Source organism: Paenibacillus xanthanilyticus, assembly GCF_042682185.1.
Classification (GTDB): Bacteria; Bacillota; Bacilli; order Paenibacillales; family Paenibacillaceae; genus Paenibacillus_Z; species Paenibacillus_Z xanthanilyticus.
In genome coordinates this window covers 1,479,088-1,499,651 of the sequence record NZ_JBHUHA010000002.1, presented here as the reverse complement: position 1 = coordinate 1,499,651, position 20,564 = coordinate 1,479,088, and the positions used below count along the sequence as shown (strand labels likewise).

Sequence of the window (20,564 nt, the reverse complement as noted above, 5' to 3'; positions counted from 1 at the left end):
TTATGGCTTTATTCTAATAAAAAAGGATGACCTCATGTCAGTGCATAAGTTCATCCTTTGCCTATGAGAAATGTCATGATCGCAGGGTGAGTTCTTCATCCGCCCTTCTGGAAGGGCAGGAGAGTAGTCACGCGGAATCCCTTCGCCCCGTCGACGATGACGGTTCCCCCCGCGGACGCGGCTCGCTCCTCCATGCCGACGATGCCCAGCCCTTTGACGATTTTGTTCGCGCCTCTGCCGTTGTCGGCGACGATAGACTGGATCATCCGGTTCAGCACGCGAATCTCGAACTCGATGGCGGTCGCCTCTCCGTACTTCAGCGAATTGGTGACCGCCTCCGTCGCGTTCGCATGGATGATCTTCCATTGAAGAGGCGTGATGACATCCAGATCTCCCGCATGCGTAAGCGTCGCGTTCAGCGCGTGATTGGCGGACAACTCGTCCGCGAACAGCCGGAGCCGGTGGATGCCGAGCTCCTCCGACCGGGGCTTCATATCTTTGAGCGTCAAGCGGATCTGCTCCAGCCCCTCCTTGGAGATGGCGATCGCGTTGCCGAGCAGCTCGGACGCCTTATCCGGATTCGAGTCAAGCAGACGCCGGGACGCTTCCATCTGGATGAGCGCCCCGGCCATCGCGTGGCCGACTTCATCGTGAATCTGCTGCGACAGCCGATTGCGCTCCTCCAGCTTGATGGCGTACGCGGATTGGCGAATATAGGCCTCGTTCATGCTAAGGGATTGCTTCAGACGCTGCAGATCGAGGCGAAGCGTCTCCTTCTCCTCGCCGATCTTCTTGAGCTTCTCCGTATGAACCCGCATGCCATAGTAGAGAAGAAGGCTTAATGAGGCTGCCAGAAGATAGATCGGGATGTCATTGACCGGAATGAAGAACAACGGCAGGAGTCCAAGCAGCAGGGCGAAGCGATTCCGCCCTCCCGACAGCAGCACGATCTCATAGAGATTAACGGGCAGCAGCAGGATGAAAACCGGATTCAGACGCAAGGCGAACAGCGCAGCCAGTACGCCCGAAGCGACCGAGCCGAGCAGCTGCAGCCGTCGCTGCCTTCTTAGAAGGGGAATGGCCGTATTCACGCATAAGTAGGACAAGTAGGCGAGCATCTCCCAAGGAGATGCTCCGCGCATGACCGAATAAGAGACGAAGATGACGTAGACAAGCAGTACAGCCTTGTTGCTCATGATCCACAATTCCATGTCGCGACTCCCTAATCTTCCGATGGCATGATTTCACCCGTCAAATAATAGATGGCGATCTGCGTCCTGTGCGCAAGTCCCGTTTTGTTCAGGATCGACGTGATGTAATTGGCGGTCGTGCCCTCGGAGATGAACAGCTTCTTCGAGATCTCTTTGTTCGAGAGTCCTTTCGCGATCTGCGCCATGATGTCGAGCTCCCGTTCCGTGAACAGGCTGCGGTCAATCCGATCCGAGCCGGAGGAGGTGACGGGGGCGGGTTGAACCGGCTCGGATGCGGCGGCATAACCCTTATGCGGCGTCAACAAATTGGATTTGATTTTCTCCAGGACGACGTCCTGAAGAACATGATGGTCGTGGTACACGCTCTTGATGGCGTCCCGGATTCGCTCGGGATCGTTGTTCTTGAGGAGGTAGCCTCTGGCGCCCGAACGCACCGCCTCCAGAATATACTCGTCGTCGTCAAACGTCGTAAGGATGAGCGGCTTGGCCTTCGTCTGCTCGGTCAGGAGACGGGTTGCCTCGACGCCGTTCATGTTCGGCATTCGCACGTCGAGAAGGGCGACGTCCACGTCGTGCGAGCGGCAATAATCGACCGCCTCCGCTCCGTCGCCGACGGTGGCGACCACCTCGAATTCCTCGAACGTCGTCAGAATGATCTTCATTCCTTCACGGATAAACGAATTATCGTCCGCGATCAGCACTTTTATTTTCAATCGATAGGGCCTCCTCATAGTCTCGCTTACGCACGTATACATTACTACAAGAATATACCAATCCCGCGTGGTCCGACAATCGATAAGCCGAAGAAGATCGAGCCCTCGCGGCTGATCCTCTCGTTTAACGCAACTATGTAGGCTGTATTTTCGTTCCATTTATAGGAAGGTGAAATTAGGCTGGGGCAATGGCGTTCTAGAGGGGGAAATCATGAAGAAATCATTTCTAATGGTGTTGATTTTGGTTTTTTCATTAAGTTCCATGGGTACAGGATGCAGTGTCAATTTCATCGAAGAACAGAAAGCGGAGCGGTTGATCAAAGCCTATTATCAAGCGATTGCAGCGGAAGAATATGAAAAGGCGTTTGAACAGCTGCTGCTCTATGATTATGATGCCCGGACTGGAGATGGTCATTTTACGGAAGGAACTACGCTATCTCATAAAGAATCTAAGGCGTTCTACTTCAAGAAAATAAAGGTCTTGAAGGAGCAAAGTTATACGTTAAAGGGGTTTGAAATTACAGATGTCGAGTATGAAGACGGACATTCGTTTTGGCATCATATCCAACTTGAAGTCGAGCAGAACGGGCAACGATTCGAATGGCATGAAGCGGCCGAAATGCATGAGGGGAAATTAGTAATCGGCGAACAAGACGACCCCTATGCGAAGTATAGAGACGGGAAAATGAATTTCGAATTATCATTGTAAAATATAGGGATTCATTGGAGGTCATGCATGGGAATCGAGTGGTACGATATGATCGCAAGAAGAAATGGCGGGTATAGAAGCAGAGCGGTGTACACCGTTGAGGGCAGATCGGCAGAAGATCGGTTTGAAGAACGATTAATTCAGATGCTGCCTCGCTTCCAATCCGTGATGGACGCGGGGTGCGGCCACGGCGAATTCACGTTGAAGATGGCGAAGTATGCCCGCAGCATCATCGGGTTCGATAATTCCAAGGAATTGATCAAAATCGCATAGACATTATTAAGTACCAGCCAGATCTCCAATGTCCAGTTCATCTATGCTTCGACCAAACACCACATGCCTTTTGAAGATGGGGCATTCGACTTGATCTATGACCGCAGAGGGCCGACTTCCATCCTGAATCACAGTCGTCTCTTATCTTCAGGCGGCGTCATTTTCGGCATTCACACGAGCATCGATGTGGCAAAAGAACGCTTATTGGCCAACGGATTTAAGGACATCGCCATTGAGGCGTTCAACGAAGCCATTACTTACTTTCCTAATGAGCTGGAGTTTGCCAAGTTCTTATCGGATGTGCCCGGTAATCCCGATTACACATTACCCGAACTTAAAAACGAGCTTGATATAAAGATTCGTGAACATCGCATTGGAGGAAGACTCGGGATTAAGGAGCACAAATTTATTTGGAAAGCGGTTAAACCTTAAACCAAGGAGGGTGTGGCTGTGAAAAAGATGGGGATCATGCTTGTCATTTGCATGCTGCTAAGCTCGGCTGCCGCAGCTTCTGCTGTTGCCGAGGCCACCGGAAAAGGCATAACGACGATAATTAACGGTAAGGTCGTCCAGTCGGATGTAGAGCCCGTCCTTCAGAAGGGGCGCGTGTTTGTTCCGATTCGCGCGCTTGCTTCCCTCCAGCTTGAATTTCTGTGGGGAGAACGAGATAAGATTGCGACCGTCCTAAACAGAGACGGAAAATCGGTCGTGCTTCGTCTTAACGAAAATAGAGCGCACATAAATGGCCATGAAGTGAACCTTGATACGCCTCTTTTCGTTGTGAAGGGCCGCGTATTCGTGCCGCTGCGATTTATTAGCGAAGCCTTTGGCTTCCAAGTGAACTACCAAGCCGAACGAGCTGCAGTCACGATTAACAGTCCGGCACCTGAACAACAAGAAGAAGCTTTCTCGCCTGGTGTCTTCATTGACTGGGAATCTGTACAGGCCCCGCTGCTTCATGACGCTATCCAAGAGAACCTCCAGCATGTCCTCGAAGCGATGGCGAATCAGAACCAAGCCGCTTTCAAAGCTGCGTTTATACAAGAGACGACACCTAGCGCATTCTTGTACTTACTCGAGAATGAATACCGATTCGAAGACATAAGCACGGTTATGGATGACGCAAGTGGAAGGATCCAAGTTTCGATTCAGGGTAAAGTGAAACATAGCGACGGTGAAGTGAACGAAAGGCAGTTGGCGTTCTACTATATGAAGGATCAGGAAGGGGAGTGGAAGCTCGCTTCCATCGATTAAGACGATGAAGAGATTCTTCCGCCTGCCCACATGACGAAACAACAATATCAGCCGCAGCAGTCTGTCGAAACCCACATGGTCCTGCATGGTTCGAAAGCCAGGGAGGAATTCCCAGAAGGCTGCCGAATACATCATCCTTGGGTAATTCTGTGGACCTAATATTGTAGACAGGGTGGGCACTAATCTTGAAGCAGCGTATGTATGAACTGGATCATCTGCGGACCGCGCTTACGGTACTGGTCATCGTTTTTCACACCTCCATCGCCTATGGCGGGGCCGGAGACTGGATACTCGAGGACGTAGATAAGAGCGAGCTGAATCTAACCATGATTTTGCTGACGATTTTCACGGCGGTATGCCAGGCCTTCTTCATGGGGTTGTTTTTCTTCTTATCGGCGTATTTCATACCTTCCTCCTATGACCGCAAAGGGGCGGCCAAATTCCTGAAGGACCGCATGATTCGGTTAGGTTTGCCGCTGGCAGCCTACTATTTCTTGATCGGTCCGCTTACGCATTGGTATGCGCATCTGCGTGATGACATGCCGGTAGGGACCTATTACAGCCGCTACGTGTGGAGCTTCGATCAGACCTTCTTCGGTCCTGCCTGGTTTCTGGAGGCTTCCATTTACTTCGCATTCCTTTATGCCTTCTTACGCTTGACTCCGCTGCCTGGCAAGCTGCGTTACCCGCTGCCGATTCCAAGCGCGTGGGGTCTTGCCGGCATCGCGGCGGCATTAGGACTTGTTTCCTTCCTCGTCCGGCTTGTTTATCCAACGGGTGAAGGCCCGTTGGAGCTTCAGCTCGGCTATTTTCCATCGTATATTCTGTGTTTTGCGGCCGGGATTTGGGCTTATCGCGGCAATTGGCTGGAGCAGCTGCCGGATCCGCTTGTCCGCACGTGGTCGCGGATCGCCATTGTCGCCATCCCGGTGCTGCCGGTGGCGTTTATCGCGACGGGTGCCTTGGAGGGAAATCTGAATTTTGCAGGGGGATGGGAGCTGCAGGCGCTCTTGTATGCCCTATGGGAGCCATTCGTTGGCTTCGGCCTTATTCTCATGCTGCTTCGCTGGTTCCGAATCAGATGGAGCCAGACGAATGCCCTGCTGCGCTTTGGGGCGGATCACGCTTATGCGGTGTATGTGATCCATCCGCCGGTTATCGTGGGCTGGACGATCGCGTTCCAGGGCATCGTGCTTCCTGCTGCATTAAAATGGGTCATCGTGTCATCCCTAAGCGTGTTCGTTTGTTTCGTGCTGGCGGCGTTGATTCGAAGGCTGCCTGGAGCGAAGCGGATGTTATGAACGGGACGGTTTGCATGGCGCGCCTATTTTCGAGTTGCAGGCCGTTCGTGTTTGATTACGGAGACAGCGTGTAATCGCTCGAGATGATACTCATCGTCCGTCGACTCGGACGAGGGAACCGATTAAAATGACGAAGGAAGCACGCGGAAGACTGCCGGCCAATCGGTATCTTAGCCAAAGCACGGCTGCGGTTGGCCCCTGCCTCCGGATATGCGGGACGAGGAATCCATGAAGACGCGGATTCCTATTCGGGCTGCCCAAAAAACGGCGATGGAGGCGGTAAAGGCGAAATCGGGGAAAAATGCAAGTTTGGCTTGTCGGTAGGACGCAAGACACTGGAATGAGTGATTTGGAGGAAATGGAGAATGAGATCGCAAAGAGCTTATAATCCCGGGTTGCGGTGGATCGCTTGTCTGTTGATCGCCGCGATGCTGGGGAGCATCATGCCCGTAGGACGGGGGCAGGCGCAAGCCGCGGAGGAAGCTTTGATCCTACCGCCGGTGATGCCCGCGCTCGGCGTAGCGCCGCCGGCGCTAAAGGGTGAGACGATGTGGAGTCACCTCGTCAAGGTGTACGACTTCACGGAGTCCGATATTGTCGGTCATGTCAAGGTTACGCCGGACGGCCGATACGTCGCATTCCTCGAGTACAAGCTGGGCGGCGGCGAATTCCATTCGCAGCTGAACCTGTTCGACAGAGAGACCGGCACGTTGGAATCCGTGCTGGCCAACGTTGGCAATCTGGAGGCCGTCTATTTCGAGATGACCCCAGATGCGCGTTGGTTTGTGTTTGGCGGCAAAGAGAGCTTGTTGGGAATCGAGCCTACACAAGTGTATGTCTTTGATCGGACGACCAAGAACGTGCGATTGATAAGTAAACAGTTCGGCGGTTCCTCGCCTGGGAATGGCATGAGCGAGAATCCGTCGATTAGCGCGGACGGCCGCTATATCGCCTATGAGTCCAGTGCCTCCGATCTTACCGAAGGCGACACGGACAATCGTGACATATTCGTCTACGACCGGGAGACCGGCACTAACGTCATGATCAGCGCGGCTAAACTTCCGGGTGAGCCGGGGAAGATTGCGGATGGGTACAGCGAATTGCCGTCGATTAGCGCGGATGGCCGGTACGTCGCATTCGAATCGGACTCCGACTTGCTCGCTGAAGGCGATGATGACGGCAGCAAAGACGTCTACGTCCATGACCGTACGACGGGAACGAATCGGCTCGTCAGCGTGACGGCCCCGGGGTCCCTGAACGGGAACACGAGCGGGAGACCTTCGATCAGCGCTGACGGCACAGTCGTCGCGTTCGAGTCATATGAGCCGCTCGCTAGCGGAGATACGAACGAGGAGATGGATATTTACGTCTATCGCGCGACGGATGCGGCGCTGCAGCGTGTATCGCTTGACACGGCCGGTGCCGAACTCCCGCAGGCGAGTTATGAAGCGCGCTTAACCGCAGATGGCCGTTATGTCACGTTCTTGACCGAATCCCCGGAGACGAAGTCCGATTATGCGCTGATCGCCGACCTTCACACGGGAGTGACGATAGAACCCGCTGTTCTCTCGCCTGAATGGGAGCTGAAGCAGCCGCTGACGAATCTGTCGCTTAGCGACGGCGCGCATGTCGCTGCATTCACAGCGGGGTATGTCGTCGACGATCCCGAAACGGGGGAGAAGACGACGCTTGCGGGGCTGTTCGTGGCCGCCCGGAATAAGCCTGACGGCGGAACGCCGACTTGGCCGGAAGGCAGCAAGCTAGACGTGACGGAGATCCGACCGGACCGCGCGGTCCTGACCTGGACGCCGGCTTCCGCAGCTGGCGGAATCGCGGAGTACCGCATCTATGCGAATAACGAGCGGATGGCAACCGTCGACGGCGGTACATTGACGCACACGGCCGAGGGACTTACGCCGGCTACGGCTTATACCTTCCGCGTGGAAGCGGTGAACATGGAGGGTCATGCGACGGCAGGCGGTCCAGTCGCCCGCGTGACGACGCCGGCAGACGACCGGACGCTTGAGCTCGAGCTAACGTTCGATCGTATGACGCCTGCTCGACTGCCGAAGATCGGCAGTACCATGAAGATTGAAGCAAGGGCGCTTACTGGCCGAACCCTATCCGCCAAGATCGCCTATGAGACTTGGCTAGACGAATCCGGTAAGCGACTGCCTGATGTCCGCTTGGCGGAAGCGGCAGTCGAGTTCACGGAATCCGTGAATGAAGCGGGGCGTTATTCGGCCTCGTTCCAGGTGCGAGAGGGGATCGCGCGTCTCGTATCGGTGAAGGCGGTTATGACGGGGGCCGCCGGCGGTCCAGTCGAGAAGACGGCGCTAGGCATGCCGCTGAATGTTCCTGGCAACTTGAAACTGACCTTCGACAATCCCGGGCAGGTGGAATTGGCTGGCGCTTACTTGACGGCATCCAGTCCAGATGGCGGGCATGCGGCGACGAGGCTGGAGAGCGGAGAAACGATGAAGCTGGAAGGACTTCCGGCTTCGACAGATTATATCGTCTCGTTGATATCGGCGGACGGCAAGCCGCTCGCGCGGCAAGCAGCTGCCCAAGTAGAAGCTGGCTTAACGGCCGAGCTGACGGTGAAGATCTCGCAGCCGGCGCGCTTCGAGTTCGAAGCCCGCGATCAGGACGGCAAGCCGGTTCCCGACATCCGCGTAGAGTTGTGGGATGAATCCGGCGAGATGTTCCTTTCGGCCGACATGACAGATGCCGAGGGACGCACCAACATGATCGAGGTGGAGGACGCTTCCGTCAAGTACATGGTTAAGACGTATCTGCAGGATACGGTCTATGACGACATGGAGCCGGTAATCTTCTCCATTCGTGGGGGAGATCAGGTCGTTCCGCTTACACTGAACCGTACGGCGGAGGGCAAGCTGAAGGGGAGAGTGCTGGATCCCAAGGGCAATCCGGTACCGAACGCGCTCGTATCCGTCACTCAAGTGCATAAAGGCGAGCCTGTCGTCCGGAAGGCGCATACGGATCTTAAAGGCGCCTACGAACTGACGCTGTACGCAGGAGAAGCGGCTATCCAGGCTTCGCAATCTTCATATAACTATAATTCGGAAGAAGGCTTGAAGGCCATCGTCGTCAAGAACGAGACGAAGATGCTGGACATCCCGGTCGCCCCGTTCCCGACGGGCATGATCTTCCTGAAGGTCTATCTCAAGCCAATCGGCGGCCAGTGGCAGGGGCCGATCGATATGGAGACGCTTCGCTTCTCCGCAACCATGGAGGGGAAAAGCGGTTGGCGCAGGAGTTTTTATCATAATGCGACTTACTTCCAAGGCCAACCCGGTGACAACGTCGAGGTGTGCGTAGACGGCGCAATGACCCGCTCATTCACCGCATGTACCCATGTCGTGCTGGATGAGAATGGGAATGCGACCGCCGAGCTGCGGGCCGAAGAGCAAGGCGCGTTCGTGGGGGGGAGCTATGCCGCAGGCTTGAACGAGTGGACGAACGCGACTTTATACGAGGTCACGGGCAAAGAGCAGGTCTTCGTCGATTCCCAGAGCTTCCGCGGCGGCACTTTCCTCGTGCATGCGCCAAAGGAAGGCAATTACCGGGTCGAACTTACGCAGCGGGATTCGAATACGAACGCGGTATGGAAGGCTTCCACGCAGGCGAGCGTCCGCGATCGCGAGATAATCGATGTCGGTAAACTTACGCTCGCGCCGGCAACCATCTTCGCCAATGCGACGTTGAACGGCTTCGTCGCGGAGCCTGGCGAAGCCGCGGCGGGCTCGACGCTGAAGCTGCGCGCATTCTATCGGAACAGCGGGAAGTCGGCGATTGCGGATGGCATGCTTCGCGTAAGCCTGCCGAATGGCGTGCTGCCGGTTGCCGCGGCGGACGGCAAGCTTCACGTCCAAGTGAACGGCGAGCCTGGCACGGCCGCGCTGAATGGAAGCACGTTGGAAGTCCCGCTGGGCGAGATTTCCCCCTATAGGGGCGGAACCGTCATTCTGCAAGTTAAATTGGCGGCGGATTACAGCCAGAGCCGTGCCAAGCTGGCGGCCCGAATTACTGGAACATTGGAAGGTACAGTGATCGACGAGGCGATCGGCTCGGCCATGGTCGTCGTGCAGCGGCTGAGCATTGAAGCGCCAGCCACGGTTTCGTCGACTAGGGTGCAGGTAAATGGCTTGGCGCCGGCGTTCAGCCGGGTCAAAATTTACGACGAGAGCATGCTTCTCGCAAGCGTTGACGCGACGAGCGCGGGAACGTGGCAAAGCGAGATCGAACTTGGCCATACCGATGGTTCAAACCTGCACATGCTATGGATTGAAGCGGATCACGGAGGCCAAAAGCTGCGGTCGGAACGTACGCTTGTCACCTACAGCCAGACGGAGCCGACGCTGCAGGAGATCGAAATGGTCCAGTACCCGGACGGCAGATGGGTGCAGCTGCAGGTCGCGAACGGCATTGCGCAAATTCCTTATACGGTCGTGCCGGGGAACCCGTTCTCGTTTGCCCTGAAGTTCGATAAGCCGGAGTTCGTCACGAACGTGAAGGTTTATCTGAGCGGCCAGATCGGCGAACCGGTGACCGCGGAGAAGGATGCGGACGGTCTCTTTCGGGCGATTGTCCCAACCACGACGGGCACGCTCGGCGGTCTGTATGTCGACTATGACACGGTGAAACCGAAAGCCGTCATCACGAAGGATATTCCGACTAAGGCGGAGACGGACGCGCTGATGCCGCCTCAATTCCGCAATTTCAAGATCGTGGACAAAGAGCCTTTTGCCATTGACGGCAACGTCTACGAGGGAAGCGCGGTTATCGAATTCCCGGATGTGCCCGATCTTCGGGTTGAGGCGAGCGAACGGATCGATGTATCTCCGACCGCGTATATGCCGACTGTCGAAGAGATCGTCCAGGCGGAAAGGGAAGGCATCCCGCTGTATAACGTCAGCTTCGACGTAACGGAGACGGATAACCGTATCGCGGTGAAAATGAAGGGGTATATGCCGAAGGGGTATCTGTTCCCTGAGACGGCAAAAGAGACGGGCAAACGGACGATGGCCGCGTTCGACGGCGAAGTCGATCCGCTGGAGATTCTGGAGGAGATGGGCATCGAGACGACTCCTTACCAGCAGGGCATGATCCAGGTATCCACCGATTACACGATGATTTCCAAGAGCGCTTCCGAGCCGCTCTCCGCCATCAAGGAGCAGTACGAGGGCTATAAAGGCTATGCGGGCAAGGTCATGAAAATCATGGAGAATGTCGAGTCCTCGGTCTTATGTCCCGAGAACGCCGAAGCGACTGGCGCACAGGCCGGCAAAGCGCTGCTCGCCACGGTCGGCGGCGAGATCGCCAAGACCGCGCTCGGGGCTTGGCAGGGAGCGATGATGCTTGAAGGGCCGGCCGGCTTCCTGGCCGGGTACGCAGGCAAATATGTAACCAACAAAATCGACAGCTACGTCGACGAGCAAATCGGGATGGTCTCCACGGCCGGACCTACGAATCCGGCTGTCTGCGAGGGCGACGATTTCGACGAGCTCGACGAAGAGAATATTTACAAGAAAAGACTGAAGCGCGTTGCCCGTCTGAAATGGATCTATGATCCGAGCGGCTACGTGTACGAAGCGGTCCCCGCCAACCGTCTTGCGGACGTGAAGGCGACCGTGCTCTTCAAGGACGCAAAGACGGGCGTCTGGAAAGTCTGGAACGAAGCGCCGGATTACGGGCAGATCAATCCGCAGCTAACCGGAGCCGACGGCCGTTACGGCTGGGATGTTCCCGAGGGCTTGTGGAAGGTCGTCTGGGAGAAGCCGGGGTATAAACCGGCCTATAGCGAAGAGCTGCAGGTGCCGCCTCCGCACTTCGACGTTAATGCGGGTCTCGTCTCGATGGCGCCGCCGATCGCGAGCGACGTGCAGGCGATCGCAGATCAAGACGGAGGCTACATCGACATCGCATTCAGCAAATACATGAAGGCGGGGCAAGCCATCCCGGCCGATCAGATCGTCGTGACCGGTCCCGATGGCGAAGTGGAAGGTACGGCCGCATATGTGGAGCCGCAAGAGGCGGACGGCGCGACGCTGGCGCGCAAGGCGAGATTCACGCCGAGCGGAGAAGGCTTGAAGGCTGGCGCCGAGTACAGCGTCACCATTCGACCGGATTCGTTCGTCAGTTATGCGGACGTGTTGATGCCGGTCGGCGCGGAGCGGACGATCCAAGCCGTGCTGCGCGACGAAGCGGGTCCGAAGCCGGTCTCGGCCTCGATAGCAGGCGGCAGCGCGGCGATCCGCATCGTCTTCGACGAAGCGCTGTCGGCAGAGATAAATCTCGAACCGGCCGCGTTTACCTTGGAAGGGACGAACCGCACGGTGTTGTCGGCCGTCGTAGAATCGGCGGCGGGAAGCGGGCAGCCGCATGCCGTGATTCTAACGCTCGGCGGGCCGCTCAACCAAGCGGAAGCGATCAGGGTTCATGCCGCGTCGGGCGCCGTGGCCGACGCGAATCGTAATCCGTCGACGGAAGGCTCGCTTGCGCTGTCCGGCGCGAATGCGAAGCTGCGCGGCCTGGAGGTCGCAGGCGGAACGCTCGTCGAACCGTTCTCCGCCGATCAGACCGACTACACGGTCAAAGTCGCTTCCGGCACGGCATCGATCGAGGTCAAAGCGACGCTGGCTCAAGCGGGCGGGAAGCTGACGGTGCGAGACGTGCCGCTACCCGACGGCGAATTCCGCGCGATCGGCATCCCGAGCGACGGATTGATTCCGGTGAAGGTTGAAGCTGCGAACCATCCGGATGTGACCCGGATTTACACGCTGAAGGTCATTCGGGTTGCTGATCCTGGGCCAGGACCGGGGCCAGGACCGGGGCCAGGACCAGGACCAATTCCTAATGGCCCAGGGGCTGATCCGGGGAATAGCTCCGGCGGATCGGCGGCAGACGATCGGGCCGACATCGGCCGCGGCGCCGAGGTGACCGGCCGCGAGGCGGAGGGCCGGAGAGAGGCGGTCGTGACGCTGAAGACCGCTGCGGTGCATGCGGCGCTCGAGGAGATGGACGGCGCCGAGCTCTACGTCAAGGCGCCGGCAGGGTACGATTCGTATGACATCGTCATCCCGGCAGAAGCTTTCGCGGAGCTAGCCGCTGCCGATGCGAAGGTGCGACTGAAGGGCGATTCGCTGTCCGTCGTCGTCCGCGCGGATGGATGGCAGGGGATCGGCGACAAGACGCAAGACGTGCATCTGGTGATTACGCGGGCGAAGACCGCTGACGAAGAGGCGTGGCTGGAAAAGCTATTCGCCGCTTCGGCCGGGTTGGACGCCCGAACGGGATTATACCGGATGGCGTTATTCGCCGGGAACGGGGCGAATGCAAAGCCGCTGGCAGCGACGCTGCCGGATGCGATAGCCGCGCAATGGGATGTAACGGCCAAGGGCGGAGAGCTCGGCGTGTATCGCTACGACGCTGCCGGCCGCAATTGGCATTTCGTCACCGCGGCTTCTGGCTCGTCGGCATCTCCGCTTGGCGCGGGAGCCGTTGACGCCGCATACTACGGGATTGCGGGCTATGCCAGTCCGTTCGCGGATATCGCCAAGCATTGGGCGAAGGCGGATATCGACTGGCTGTCGGCCCGTCTGTATGTGCAGGGCGTATCGGCCAACGCCTACCAACCGAACCGAAGCGTGACTCGCGCCGAATTCGCGGCGCTGCTCGCCCGCGCCGTCGGCGAAGGGGCACCGAATGCCGCAAGCGCGGCGTTCGACGATGTGCTGCCGGGCGACTGGTTCTATGATGCGGTGCGTCAGTCGGCCGCGCTGGGCTTGATCACCGGCGACGGCGCAGGCCAATTCCGCCCGAACGATCCCATCACGCGCGAACAGATGGCGACGATGGCTTGGCGGGCATACGCCAAGCTCGCGCCGAGCGCTGACTCGGCGTCGGCCGCCGAAATACCGGCGCTGCTGCGGAAGTTCGCGGACCGAGACGCGATCGGCGGATGGGCAAGAGCCGAGGTGGCTTCGGCCATCCGGGCCGGGCTCATGCGCGGGTCGGATGCCGGCCGCTTCGAGGCGTCCGGGGACGCCAGCCGCGCGCAAGCCGCGGCGCTTCTCCGGCGCATTATCGAGCTGCGCGACGCCATTTCCGAATAAACAAAGTCTGCCCGAGGAAACAAAATGCCGAATTATCGTTCGGTTCGATACCAAGAAAAACCCATGTCTGTTCGTGAGACATGGGTTTTCTTTTGATCATCGGGCAACTTTCCCAGGTTTGGGGAGGCGATGCTATTATTCGTAGGGTTCGTGCTTCTAGGAGAGGCTCTTGAGCCCCGGCAGCAGCGTGCCGAGGCCCAAGAGCCGATCGCAGGCGCAGTCATAGAGAGGTCCCGCGTTGTTGTAGGGCGACGTCGGTCATGCAGCGAGAAGGGGCGTTCCAGCAATGGATGACGAGCGGGACGCCCCTTCTTGCCATTAGGCAGCGGTGCCCCCTATTTGATCTTCCGGCATAGTCGCGGCACATACAGCGCAAGAAACACGGATCTTCCGAGCGCGAACACGAGGAACGACATCCACAGCCCGTTATTCTGGTACGCCGGCACGAGAGCGAACATGGCCGGCAAAAACAGCGCCAGCGAGATCAGCATGGAATTGCGGATCGGACGCGTCTCGGTCATCCCGGTAAAGACGCCATAGAAGACGAGTCCGATGCCGGCGCTGATCGGAAATCCGAGCAGCCAGCCGCTATACGCCGCCGCCAGCTCCTGAATGCCGGCATGCTCGGTGAACAGTCCGATCGCGGGCCCCTTGACCAAGCCGTAGGCGATCGTCAGCGCGACCGCGACGATGGCCGTCCATAGCCAGGATAGACGGAGCGTTCTGCGCAGCAGCGGCACGCTGCGGGCGCCGCGGGCTTGCCCGGCGTAGATGCTGCTGGCGTTGCCGAAGCCATCGAAGAAGTAGGCCATGATGTAGTGCAGCTGCAGCAGAATGGCGTTGGCCGCCAGCAGCTCCGTACCGAGGCCGGCGCTCCGCGAGGTGAACAGGTTGAACATGGCCAGCAGGCAGGCGGTCCGGATCATGAGATCCCCGTTCGCGGAGACAATCGAGCGCCATTTCGAAGCGCGGAACCATGCCTTCCACCTCGCGCTTCGATCCGCGCGCCACTGCCGCCACATCCGGGACCGCAGGACAAGAACGAATCCGGCCGCGCAAGCGAGTCCTTCGGCGATTAACGTCGCCGCGGCCACGCCGGCCACATCCCAATCCAGCGCGCGTACGAACAGAACGTCCAGCGCGATGTTCGCGACGTTCATCGCGATCTGCACGCACAAGGTCGCTTTCAGGCGGGACAGGCCCATGAGCCATCCGATCAGCACATAATTGAGCAGCGTGAGCGGCGCGCCCCATATGCGAATCTCGTAATAGAGGGCGGCTTGGGCCGCTACGCCCGGCGCGGGATCGATCAGGTTCAGGGCGGCGCTCAAAATCGGGTTCTGCAGGGCGATGAAGGCGAGCCCGATCGCAAGCGCGAGGAGCGCCGGGCGGGCGAGCGCCGCGATGCCTTCCTCCCGGTCGCCCGCCCCGACGGCCTGCGCCGTGAAGGCGGACGTGCTCACGCGCAGGAAGCCGAACAGCCAGTACAACGTGTTGAAGATCAGCGTCCCCACGGCCACGCCGCCCAGATAGGCCGGATGGTTCAAATGACCGATGATCGCCGTATCCGCGGCGCCGAGCAGCGGGGTCGTGATCGTCGATAAGGTAAGCGGGAGCGCCAGCGCCAAGTAGGCGCGGTGGGACGGCAGCGTTATTTTCGCAGCACTCATTCGAACATCGCCACGAGCGCTTGCGTGTACGGATGGCGTTCCGCGGCGAAGAGCGCTTCCTTCCCGAATCGATCGACGATGGCCCCCTCATGCATGACCATGATTGTCTGGCTCATCGCATGCACCGCGGCGAGATCGTGCGAGATGAACAGATACGCGGTGCCCAGCTGCGCCCGCAGACGGTCCAGCAAGCTAAGCACGGCGGCTTGCGACAGCACGTCCAGGCTTGCGGTCGGCTCGTCCAACAGGATCACCGAAGGTTCGATGCTGATCGCTCGCGCGATCGTCGCGCGCTGCTTCTGGCCGCCGCTCAGCTCGTGCGGATAACGGTCGGCGAGACTGGACGGAAGCTCGACGGCTTCGAGCAGCTGCCGGACGAAAGCGGTTCGGTTCGCATCATGAAAATGCTGCAAACGAACTTCATCGCCGAGCTGCAAATACGGATCCAGCAGCGAGTCTTTGATTCTCAGCTTGGGATTGAGCGCCGCGGAAGGGTTCTGCAGCACCGCCTGGATGTGGCGGCGATACGGTCTAAGCCGGCGTTGGCTCAGGTTGTGCAGCGGCGCGCCTTCGAATAGCAGGCTGCCGTCGTCGATCGGCTCGATGCCGAGCAGACAGCGGGCAAGCGTGCTCTTGCCGCACCCGCTCTCGCCGACAAGCCCGAGACATTGCCCCTTCTCCAGCGTGAAACTAACGTCCCGGAGGACGGGCGTTCCGGGCGTATATGATTTGTGGACATGCTGCGCGCTTAGCAGACTCATGGTGTCACCTCTATAGAAGATAGTCGGTTGAAGCGGCCAAGCGACGGGGAAGCTTGGATGAGCAGCTCCGTATACGGATGCCGCGGACGATGAAGCACCTCGCGCGCATTCCCGGCTTCGACGATGCGTCCGTCTTTCATGACCGCGATGCGGTTCGCATACTTCCGGACGTGACGCAGATCGTGGGTAATGAACAAGATCGCGCAGCCGCGCTCCTTCTGCAGACGGGATAACAGCTCCAGCACGCGGAACGACGAGACGCTGTCCAAGGCGGTGGTCGGCTCGTCGGCGATCAGGAGGTCCGGCTTCAGCAGGAGCGCGAGCGCGATGGATGCCCGCTGCAGCTGGCCCCCGCTGAGCTGGGAGGGGTAGCGGCCAAGGCAGTCTTCGGAGAGGCCGACGGCTTCGAGCGCCGACAGCGACTGCCGCCGCCGCTCGTCCGCGGACTGCGACAGATGCAGCCGCTGGACTTCCTCGAAGTGCCGCCCGATCGTGTGGAACGGGGTGAAGGACCCGTGATAATCTTGGAAAATATACGCGATGCGGTTGCCTCGGATACGGCGCATGTCGGATGAGGAGAGCGACAGCAGATTGCGGTCGTCGAACCTAATTTCGCCCTTCGTCTTTAGATTGGACGGCTGCAGCTGCCCGATCGCCGACGCGGTGACGCTTTTGCCGCTTCCGCTCTGGCCGACGATCGCGAACCATTCGCCTACCTGGATATCGAACGACAGATCATGGACGATCGGGTGTCCCTGCCCTGCAATGGACAGACCATTCACCGTCAACAGGCTCATGGGCGCACCTCTTTCCGGACGTCGAATTTATCGCGCCAATAATCGCCGAGCAGACCCATGAGCAGTACGACGAACACGATCATCAGACCCGGATAGACCATCAGCGACGGCTGGGCTTGAAAATACGGGCGGGCCTCGTTCAGCATCGCGCCCCATTCCGGAGCGGGCGGTTGGGCGCCGAGTCCGATATACGACAGCGAGGAGATGAGCAGAATGATTTTGCCCAAATCCAGACTGGCCAGCACGAGCACGTGGCCGATCAGATGAGGGAGCAGATGCTTGGTCATGATCCGGCCCGGCCGAAGTCCGTTGATGCGGGCCATCAGGATGTAGTCTTTGCCGCGCTCGGTCAGGACGGTGCTGCGCGCGAGACGGGCGTAGCTCACCCACTTCACGACGAGGATCGCCAGCAGCAAGTTCTCGATCCCCGCGCCGAGCAGTCCGGTCAGGACGATCGCGACGATCGTATCCGGGAACGAGAGGAACGCATCGGCGATGCGCATGAGAATCCGGTCGGCGAGACCGCCCTTGAACCCGGCCCAGATGCCCAGCGGCACGCCGATGGCCACCGCCGCGATCAGCGCGAGGAGACCATAGCCGACCGTCTGCCGGGCGCCGAGCAGCAGCCGCGTCAGGACGTCGCGGCCGAGATGGTCGGTGCCGAGCGGATGCGCCAGGCTGGGCGGCGATAAGCGTCCGGCCAAATTAACGAGCGTGGGATCGTGCTTCAAGACTAGGAAAGCGTAGGCGGCGGCAGCCGCCGGCAAGGCGAGCATGACGAGCAGCGCGGCGGTTCTTGAACGCTTCCTGCGTGTAGGGGGATTGTCTGCGAGCGCAAGTTCCATCAGCGGTTCTTCCTTTCCTGCAAGTTGAGCGCCGGGTTGAGATAGCGGTAGGAGAGATCCACCGCGCTATTGACGACGAATACGATGACCGCCATGACCAGCATGTACCCTTGAATGACGGGATAATCGCGTGCGCGAATCGAATCGACCACGAGCTTCCCGATGCCGGGATAGGCGAAGATAACTTCGATGACCACGACGCCGCCGATGAGACTGCCCAAGCTGACGCCGAAGACGGTCACGACGGGCGGGAGACTATGGCGGAAGGCATGCGCGAAGAAGATGCGCGTCTCCGTCAAGCCTCTGGCGCGGGCCGCGCGAATGAACTCCTGGCCGAGCGATTCGAGCAGGCTCGAGCGCAATAAACGCACGTATACGCTGGAGATGGCGAGGCCCAGTGTGAGGGACGGAAGGACGGCCGAGATCAGCCCGTCCCGACCCATGGGAGGGAGAATGCCCCAGCGAACCGCGAACAAGTCGATGAACATGAGCGCCAGCCAGAAGCTCGGGATCGCCGCGCCCAGCAGCGATACCCCGCGGCCGATCTGGTCGATCCAGCGGCCGGGGTGCAATGCGCCGAGCGAGCCGAGCGGAATCGCCACCGCGAGCATGACGATCAGCGAACCGGCCGTCAATTCGAGGGTGGCGGGCAAGCCGCCCAAGATCATCCCCATGACCGGCTGATTCGTCATGTACGAGCGGCCGAAGTCCAGACTTGCGAAGTCGGCCAGCCAGCGGCCGTATTGGACCAGCAGCGGGTCATGGAACCCGAGCTCCTCGCGCAGGGCCTCGACTTGCTCGTTCGTCACGGAGACGTCCTCCACGCGGAGGATGGACAGTACCGGGTCCCCCGGCGCGAGCCGCACGAAGAGGAAGCTGAGGAACGAAATCGCCAAGAGGAATATCGCGACCTCGAGGAAACGCCGTCTTAAAATTCGAAACAATTACTTCACATCCAGTTCGTTCGTAAGCATGTAGTATTCGCTCCTGGACGTTACCCAGTTCGCGACCTTGTCGGACTTGTAGGCGACGAGCGTATTGGGGTGCAGCACGAACGAGTTATACGCTTGTTCGTCGACGTAGACCGCGATCCGCTCCGCCAGCTCCGAACGCGCCTGCTGTCCGATCGCGCCGTTCAGCTCGTCGATGAGCGACGTGAGCGCGGGGTCGGTCACGCCGCTGAAATTCAAGGCGCCCTTCGGATGGAACGTGGCGTTCAAATAATAGCCGGCATCCCCGCGCGGCGCCGTCAAATTGCTGTAGGTGGCCAGATCCCAGTCGCGGTTCGCGGCCATATACTCTTCCGGCTTCTCGATCTGTTCGATCTGCACGCTGATGCCAAGCTTCCCGGCATCGGACTGCATAATTTGCGCGATGAGCGGCAGATCGGCGCGAGAGCTGTACGTCAGGAGCTTCAGGGCAAGCGGCTCGCCATTCTTCTGCATGACGCCGTCGACCTCGGTATAGCCGCCTTGCAGCAGGTATGCCCGGGCCGCGTCCAATCCGCTCTGCTTTCCGGCATAATCCGGCGCGAAGGAGAAGCTGGACGGGAACGGGCCCTTGGCCGCTTCCGCGTGACCGTATAGGATCGTATCGACGATCGCTTGGCGGTCGATCAGCGCGTCGATGGCTTTGCGGACATGGACGTCCTGAAGCGGCTTGCGGTCCAGGTTCATTGTAATTTGATGCACGCGGAACGTGGACGTGGAATCGACCGTCACGCCGCTGAGCGCCTTCAACGTATCCAGCGTTTCGACCGCGGGACGGAACACGATATCCGCGGCGCCCGATTGCAGCGCGAGGGAGCGTGCGTTGGCGTCCTCATTGAACGAGAACCGGGCCGTGGCAAGCTTGGCGGGCCCTCTCCAGTAACCTTCGTAGCGGACCAGATCGACCGACGTGCCCGGCGTGAAGGCGGATACGGCGAACGGGCCTGTCCCGATCGGCTTGTGGATGTAATCGGTCTCCGTCACGTCGATGATCGAGGTGTTCGGGTGCACCAGCTCCGACGGGAACTCGGGGAACGGGACGGTCGTCTTGATGGTCAACGTATGCCCGCCGCTCGCCTCGATCGATTCGATGCGCAGGGCGTTCTGGATCGCGACGCTGTCCGTCATGGCCCGCTCGAGCGACGCTTTCACCGCCGCGGCATCCATTTTGTTCCCGTTGTGGAACGTCACGTCTTCGCGCAGTTGGAACGTCCAGTTCTGGCCGTCCTTGCTGTCCCAGCTCTCAGCGAGCCACGGCTCGATCTCGAGGCTCTCGTCATTAAGGTGAATCAGCGTTTCGGTAATGCCGGCGCGAAGCGAGACGTAGCTGGAATCGACGTTCGGATCGAGCGAGCTTGTGGCGAAATTGAAGAGCAGGTTGACGCTTTTCTTCGGCTCCGCTTGGCCGGCCGGTTCGGAAGCGCAGGCGGTCAGCAACAGAACCGATAGGAGAATTAAAGCTAATAAGCTGGTGCGTGTACTGGTGCGTTTGGTCATCTGTTTTGTTCCTCCGATCGTGTAGTAAGTTTGCGAGTTTGGGGTGTAATCATTACGATTTGATCGCGCGCTAGCGTGTAATCATTACGATGTGGTTGTGCAAAATCACGTAATCATTACGATTAGAAGAATGTTGGTATGTAATCATTACGATTTGCAGCTTATGAACAAGCCGGGCTCGTAGCCCGGCTAATTACGCGAACGGTTGGCGGCACATCATCTATCTACCCGTGATGCAATCTGATATATTCGTAAACTTTACATTAAAGAAGTATAGCAACCGGCATAGAGGACGTCAATCCCGCTCGCCAACAAGTTTTTGACCGATTTATGTAACAGGGACGTTGGCGGGTACGAGATTCTTCATGCGAAGGGAAGATCTACCATGCTCCAAGGCTCCCTTTTG

General features: G+C 58.8%; 14 protein-coding genes. 6 read left to right on the top strand and 8 right to left on the bottom strand.

The features are described from left to right. Window positions 1-95: 95 nt before the first annotated feature. Together ACFSKT_RS23695 and ACFSKT_RS23690 are read right to left on the bottom strand one after the other, a co-directional pair. Window positions 96-1,211, bottom strand: a complete 1,116-nt coding sequence (locus ACFSKT_RS23695; RefSeq protein ID WP_377717824.1) for a sensor histidine kinase — start codon at window positions 1,209-1,211, stop codon at window positions 96-98. An 11-nt stretch (window positions 1,212-1,222) separates the two neighbouring features. Further along, window positions 1,223-1,924: a response regulator gene (locus tag ACFSKT_RS23690; RefSeq protein ID WP_377717823.1), complete on the bottom strand. Its 702-nt coding sequence runs from the start codon at window positions 1,922-1,924 to the stop codon at window positions 1,223-1,225. A gap of 211 nt (window positions 1,925-2,135) precedes the next feature. Here ACFSKT_RS23690 and ACFSKT_RS23685 point away from each other — a divergent pair, with 211 nt between their 5' ends. From ACFSKT_RS23685 to ACFSKT_RS23660, 6 genes are all read left to right on the top strand, one after another. Further along, entirely contained in the window at window positions 2,136-2,633 is a 498-nt protein-coding gene (locus tag ACFSKT_RS23685) for a hypothetical protein (protein ID WP_377717822.1), read from the top strand. 27 nt (window positions 2,634-2,660) lie between these two features. Beyond that, window positions 2,661-2,906 (top strand): class I SAM-dependent methyltransferase, encoded by a 246-nt coding sequence (locus ACFSKT_RS23680; RefSeq protein ID WP_377717821.1) that lies wholly within the window; start codon window positions 2,661-2,663, stop codon window positions 2,904-2,906. Between the two features lie 90 nt (window positions 2,907-2,996). Further along, a complete protein-coding gene (locus ACFSKT_RS23675; protein ID WP_377717820.1) occupies window positions 2,997-3,338 on the top strand; it encodes a hypothetical protein in 342 nt (113 codons plus the stop codon). 27 nt (window positions 3,339-3,365) lie between these two features. Continuing rightward, window positions 3,366-4,160 carry a stalk domain-containing protein gene (locus ACFSKT_RS23670; protein ID WP_377717888.1) on the top strand — a complete coding sequence of 265 codons (795 nt, stop codon included), beginning with the start codon at window positions 3,366-3,368 and terminating at the stop codon, window positions 4,158-4,160. 185 nt (window positions 4,161-4,345) lie between these two features. Beyond that, window positions 4,346-5,461 carry an acyltransferase family protein gene (locus ACFSKT_RS23665; protein WP_377717819.1) on the top strand — a complete coding sequence of 372 codons (1,116 nt, stop codon included), beginning with the start codon at window positions 4,346-4,348 and terminating at the stop codon, window positions 5,459-5,461. A 365-nt stretch (window positions 5,462-5,826) separates the two neighbouring features. After that, window positions 5,827-13,599, top strand: coding sequence for an S-layer homology domain-containing protein (locus tag ACFSKT_RS23660; protein WP_377717818.1), 7,773 nt, complete (start codon window positions 5,827-5,829; stop codon window positions 13,597-13,599). Between the two features lie 335 nt (window positions 13,600-13,934). Here ACFSKT_RS23660 and ACFSKT_RS23655 read toward each other — a convergent pair whose 3' ends face one another. The 6 genes from ACFSKT_RS23655 to nikA form a co-directional block, all read right to left on the bottom strand. After that, window positions 13,935-15,269: an MATE family efflux transporter gene (locus ACFSKT_RS23655; protein ID WP_377717817.1), complete on the bottom strand. Its 1,335-nt coding sequence runs from the start codon at window positions 15,267-15,269 to the stop codon at window positions 13,935-13,937. Then, window positions 15,266-16,030: an ABC transporter ATP-binding protein gene (locus tag ACFSKT_RS23650; protein WP_377717816.1), complete on the bottom strand. Its 765-nt coding sequence runs from the start codon at window positions 16,028-16,030 to the stop codon at window positions 15,266-15,268. The genes ACFSKT_RS23655 and ACFSKT_RS23650 overlap by 4 nt, the downstream gene beginning before the upstream one ends. Beyond that, window positions 16,027-16,827, bottom strand: a complete 801-nt coding sequence (locus ACFSKT_RS23645; RefSeq protein ID WP_377717815.1) for an ABC transporter ATP-binding protein — start codon at window positions 16,825-16,827, stop codon at window positions 16,027-16,029. The genes ACFSKT_RS23650 and ACFSKT_RS23645 overlap by 4 nt, the downstream gene beginning before the upstream one ends. Then, window positions 16,824-17,603: a nickel transporter permease gene (gene nikC, locus ACFSKT_RS23640; RefSeq protein ID WP_377717887.1), complete on the bottom strand. Its 780-nt coding sequence runs from the start codon at window positions 17,601-17,603 to the stop codon at window positions 16,824-16,826. Before nikC ends, ACFSKT_RS23645 begins: the two co-directional genes overlap by 4 nt. 68 nt (window positions 17,604-17,671) lie before the next feature. Next, window positions 17,672-18,616: a nickel ABC transporter permease gene (gene nikB / locus ACFSKT_RS23635; RefSeq protein ID WP_377717814.1), complete on the bottom strand. Its 945-nt coding sequence runs from the start codon at window positions 18,614-18,616 to the stop codon at window positions 17,672-17,674. After that, window positions 18,617-20,158: a nickel ABC transporter substrate-binding protein gene (nikA, locus tag ACFSKT_RS23630; protein ID WP_377717813.1), complete on the bottom strand. Its 1,542-nt coding sequence runs from the start codon at window positions 20,156-20,158 to the stop codon at window positions 18,617-18,619. Window positions 20,159-20,564 lie beyond the last annotated feature (406 nt).

Excerpts from the sequence above, each read along its gene's own strand:
- ACFSKT_RS23685 (WP_377717822.1), top strand. The coding sequence starts at position 2,136 with ATGAAGAAATCATTTCTAATGGTGTTGATTTTGGTTTTTTCATTAAGT.
- ACFSKT_RS23645 (WP_377717815.1), bottom strand. The coding sequence starts at position 16,827 with ATGAGCCTGTTGACGGTGAATGGTCTGTCCATTGCAGGGCAGGGACAC.
- ACFSKT_RS23650 (WP_377717816.1), bottom strand. The coding sequence starts at position 16,030 with ATGAGTCTGCTAAGCGCGCAGCATGTCCACAAATCATATACGCCCGGA.
- nikA (WP_377717813.1), bottom strand. The coding sequence starts at position 20,158 with ATGACCAAACGCACCAGTACACGCACCAGCTTATTAGCTTTAATTCTC.
- ACFSKT_RS23695 (WP_377717824.1), bottom strand. The coding sequence starts at position 1,211 with ATGGAATTGTGGATCATGAGCAACAAGGCTGTACTGCTTGTCTACGTC.
- ACFSKT_RS23670 (WP_377717888.1), top strand. The coding sequence starts at position 3,366 with ATGGGGATCATGCTTGTCATTTGCATGCTGCTAAGCTCGGCTGCCGCA.
- ACFSKT_RS23655 (WP_377717817.1), bottom strand. The coding sequence starts at position 15,269 with ATGAGTGCTGCGAAAATAACGCTGCCGTCCCACCGCGCCTACTTGGCG.
- ACFSKT_RS23680 (WP_377717821.1), top strand. The coding sequence starts at position 2,661 with ATGGGAATCGAGTGGTACGATATGATCGCAAGAAGAAATGGCGGGTAT.
- nikC (WP_377717887.1), bottom strand. The coding sequence starts at position 17,603 with ATGCTCGCCTTGCCGGCGGCTGCCGCCGCCTACGCTTTCCTAGTCTTG.
- ACFSKT_RS23660 (WP_377717818.1), top strand. The coding sequence starts at position 5,827 with ATGAGATCGCAAAGAGCTTATAATCCCGGGTTGCGGTGGATCGCTTGT.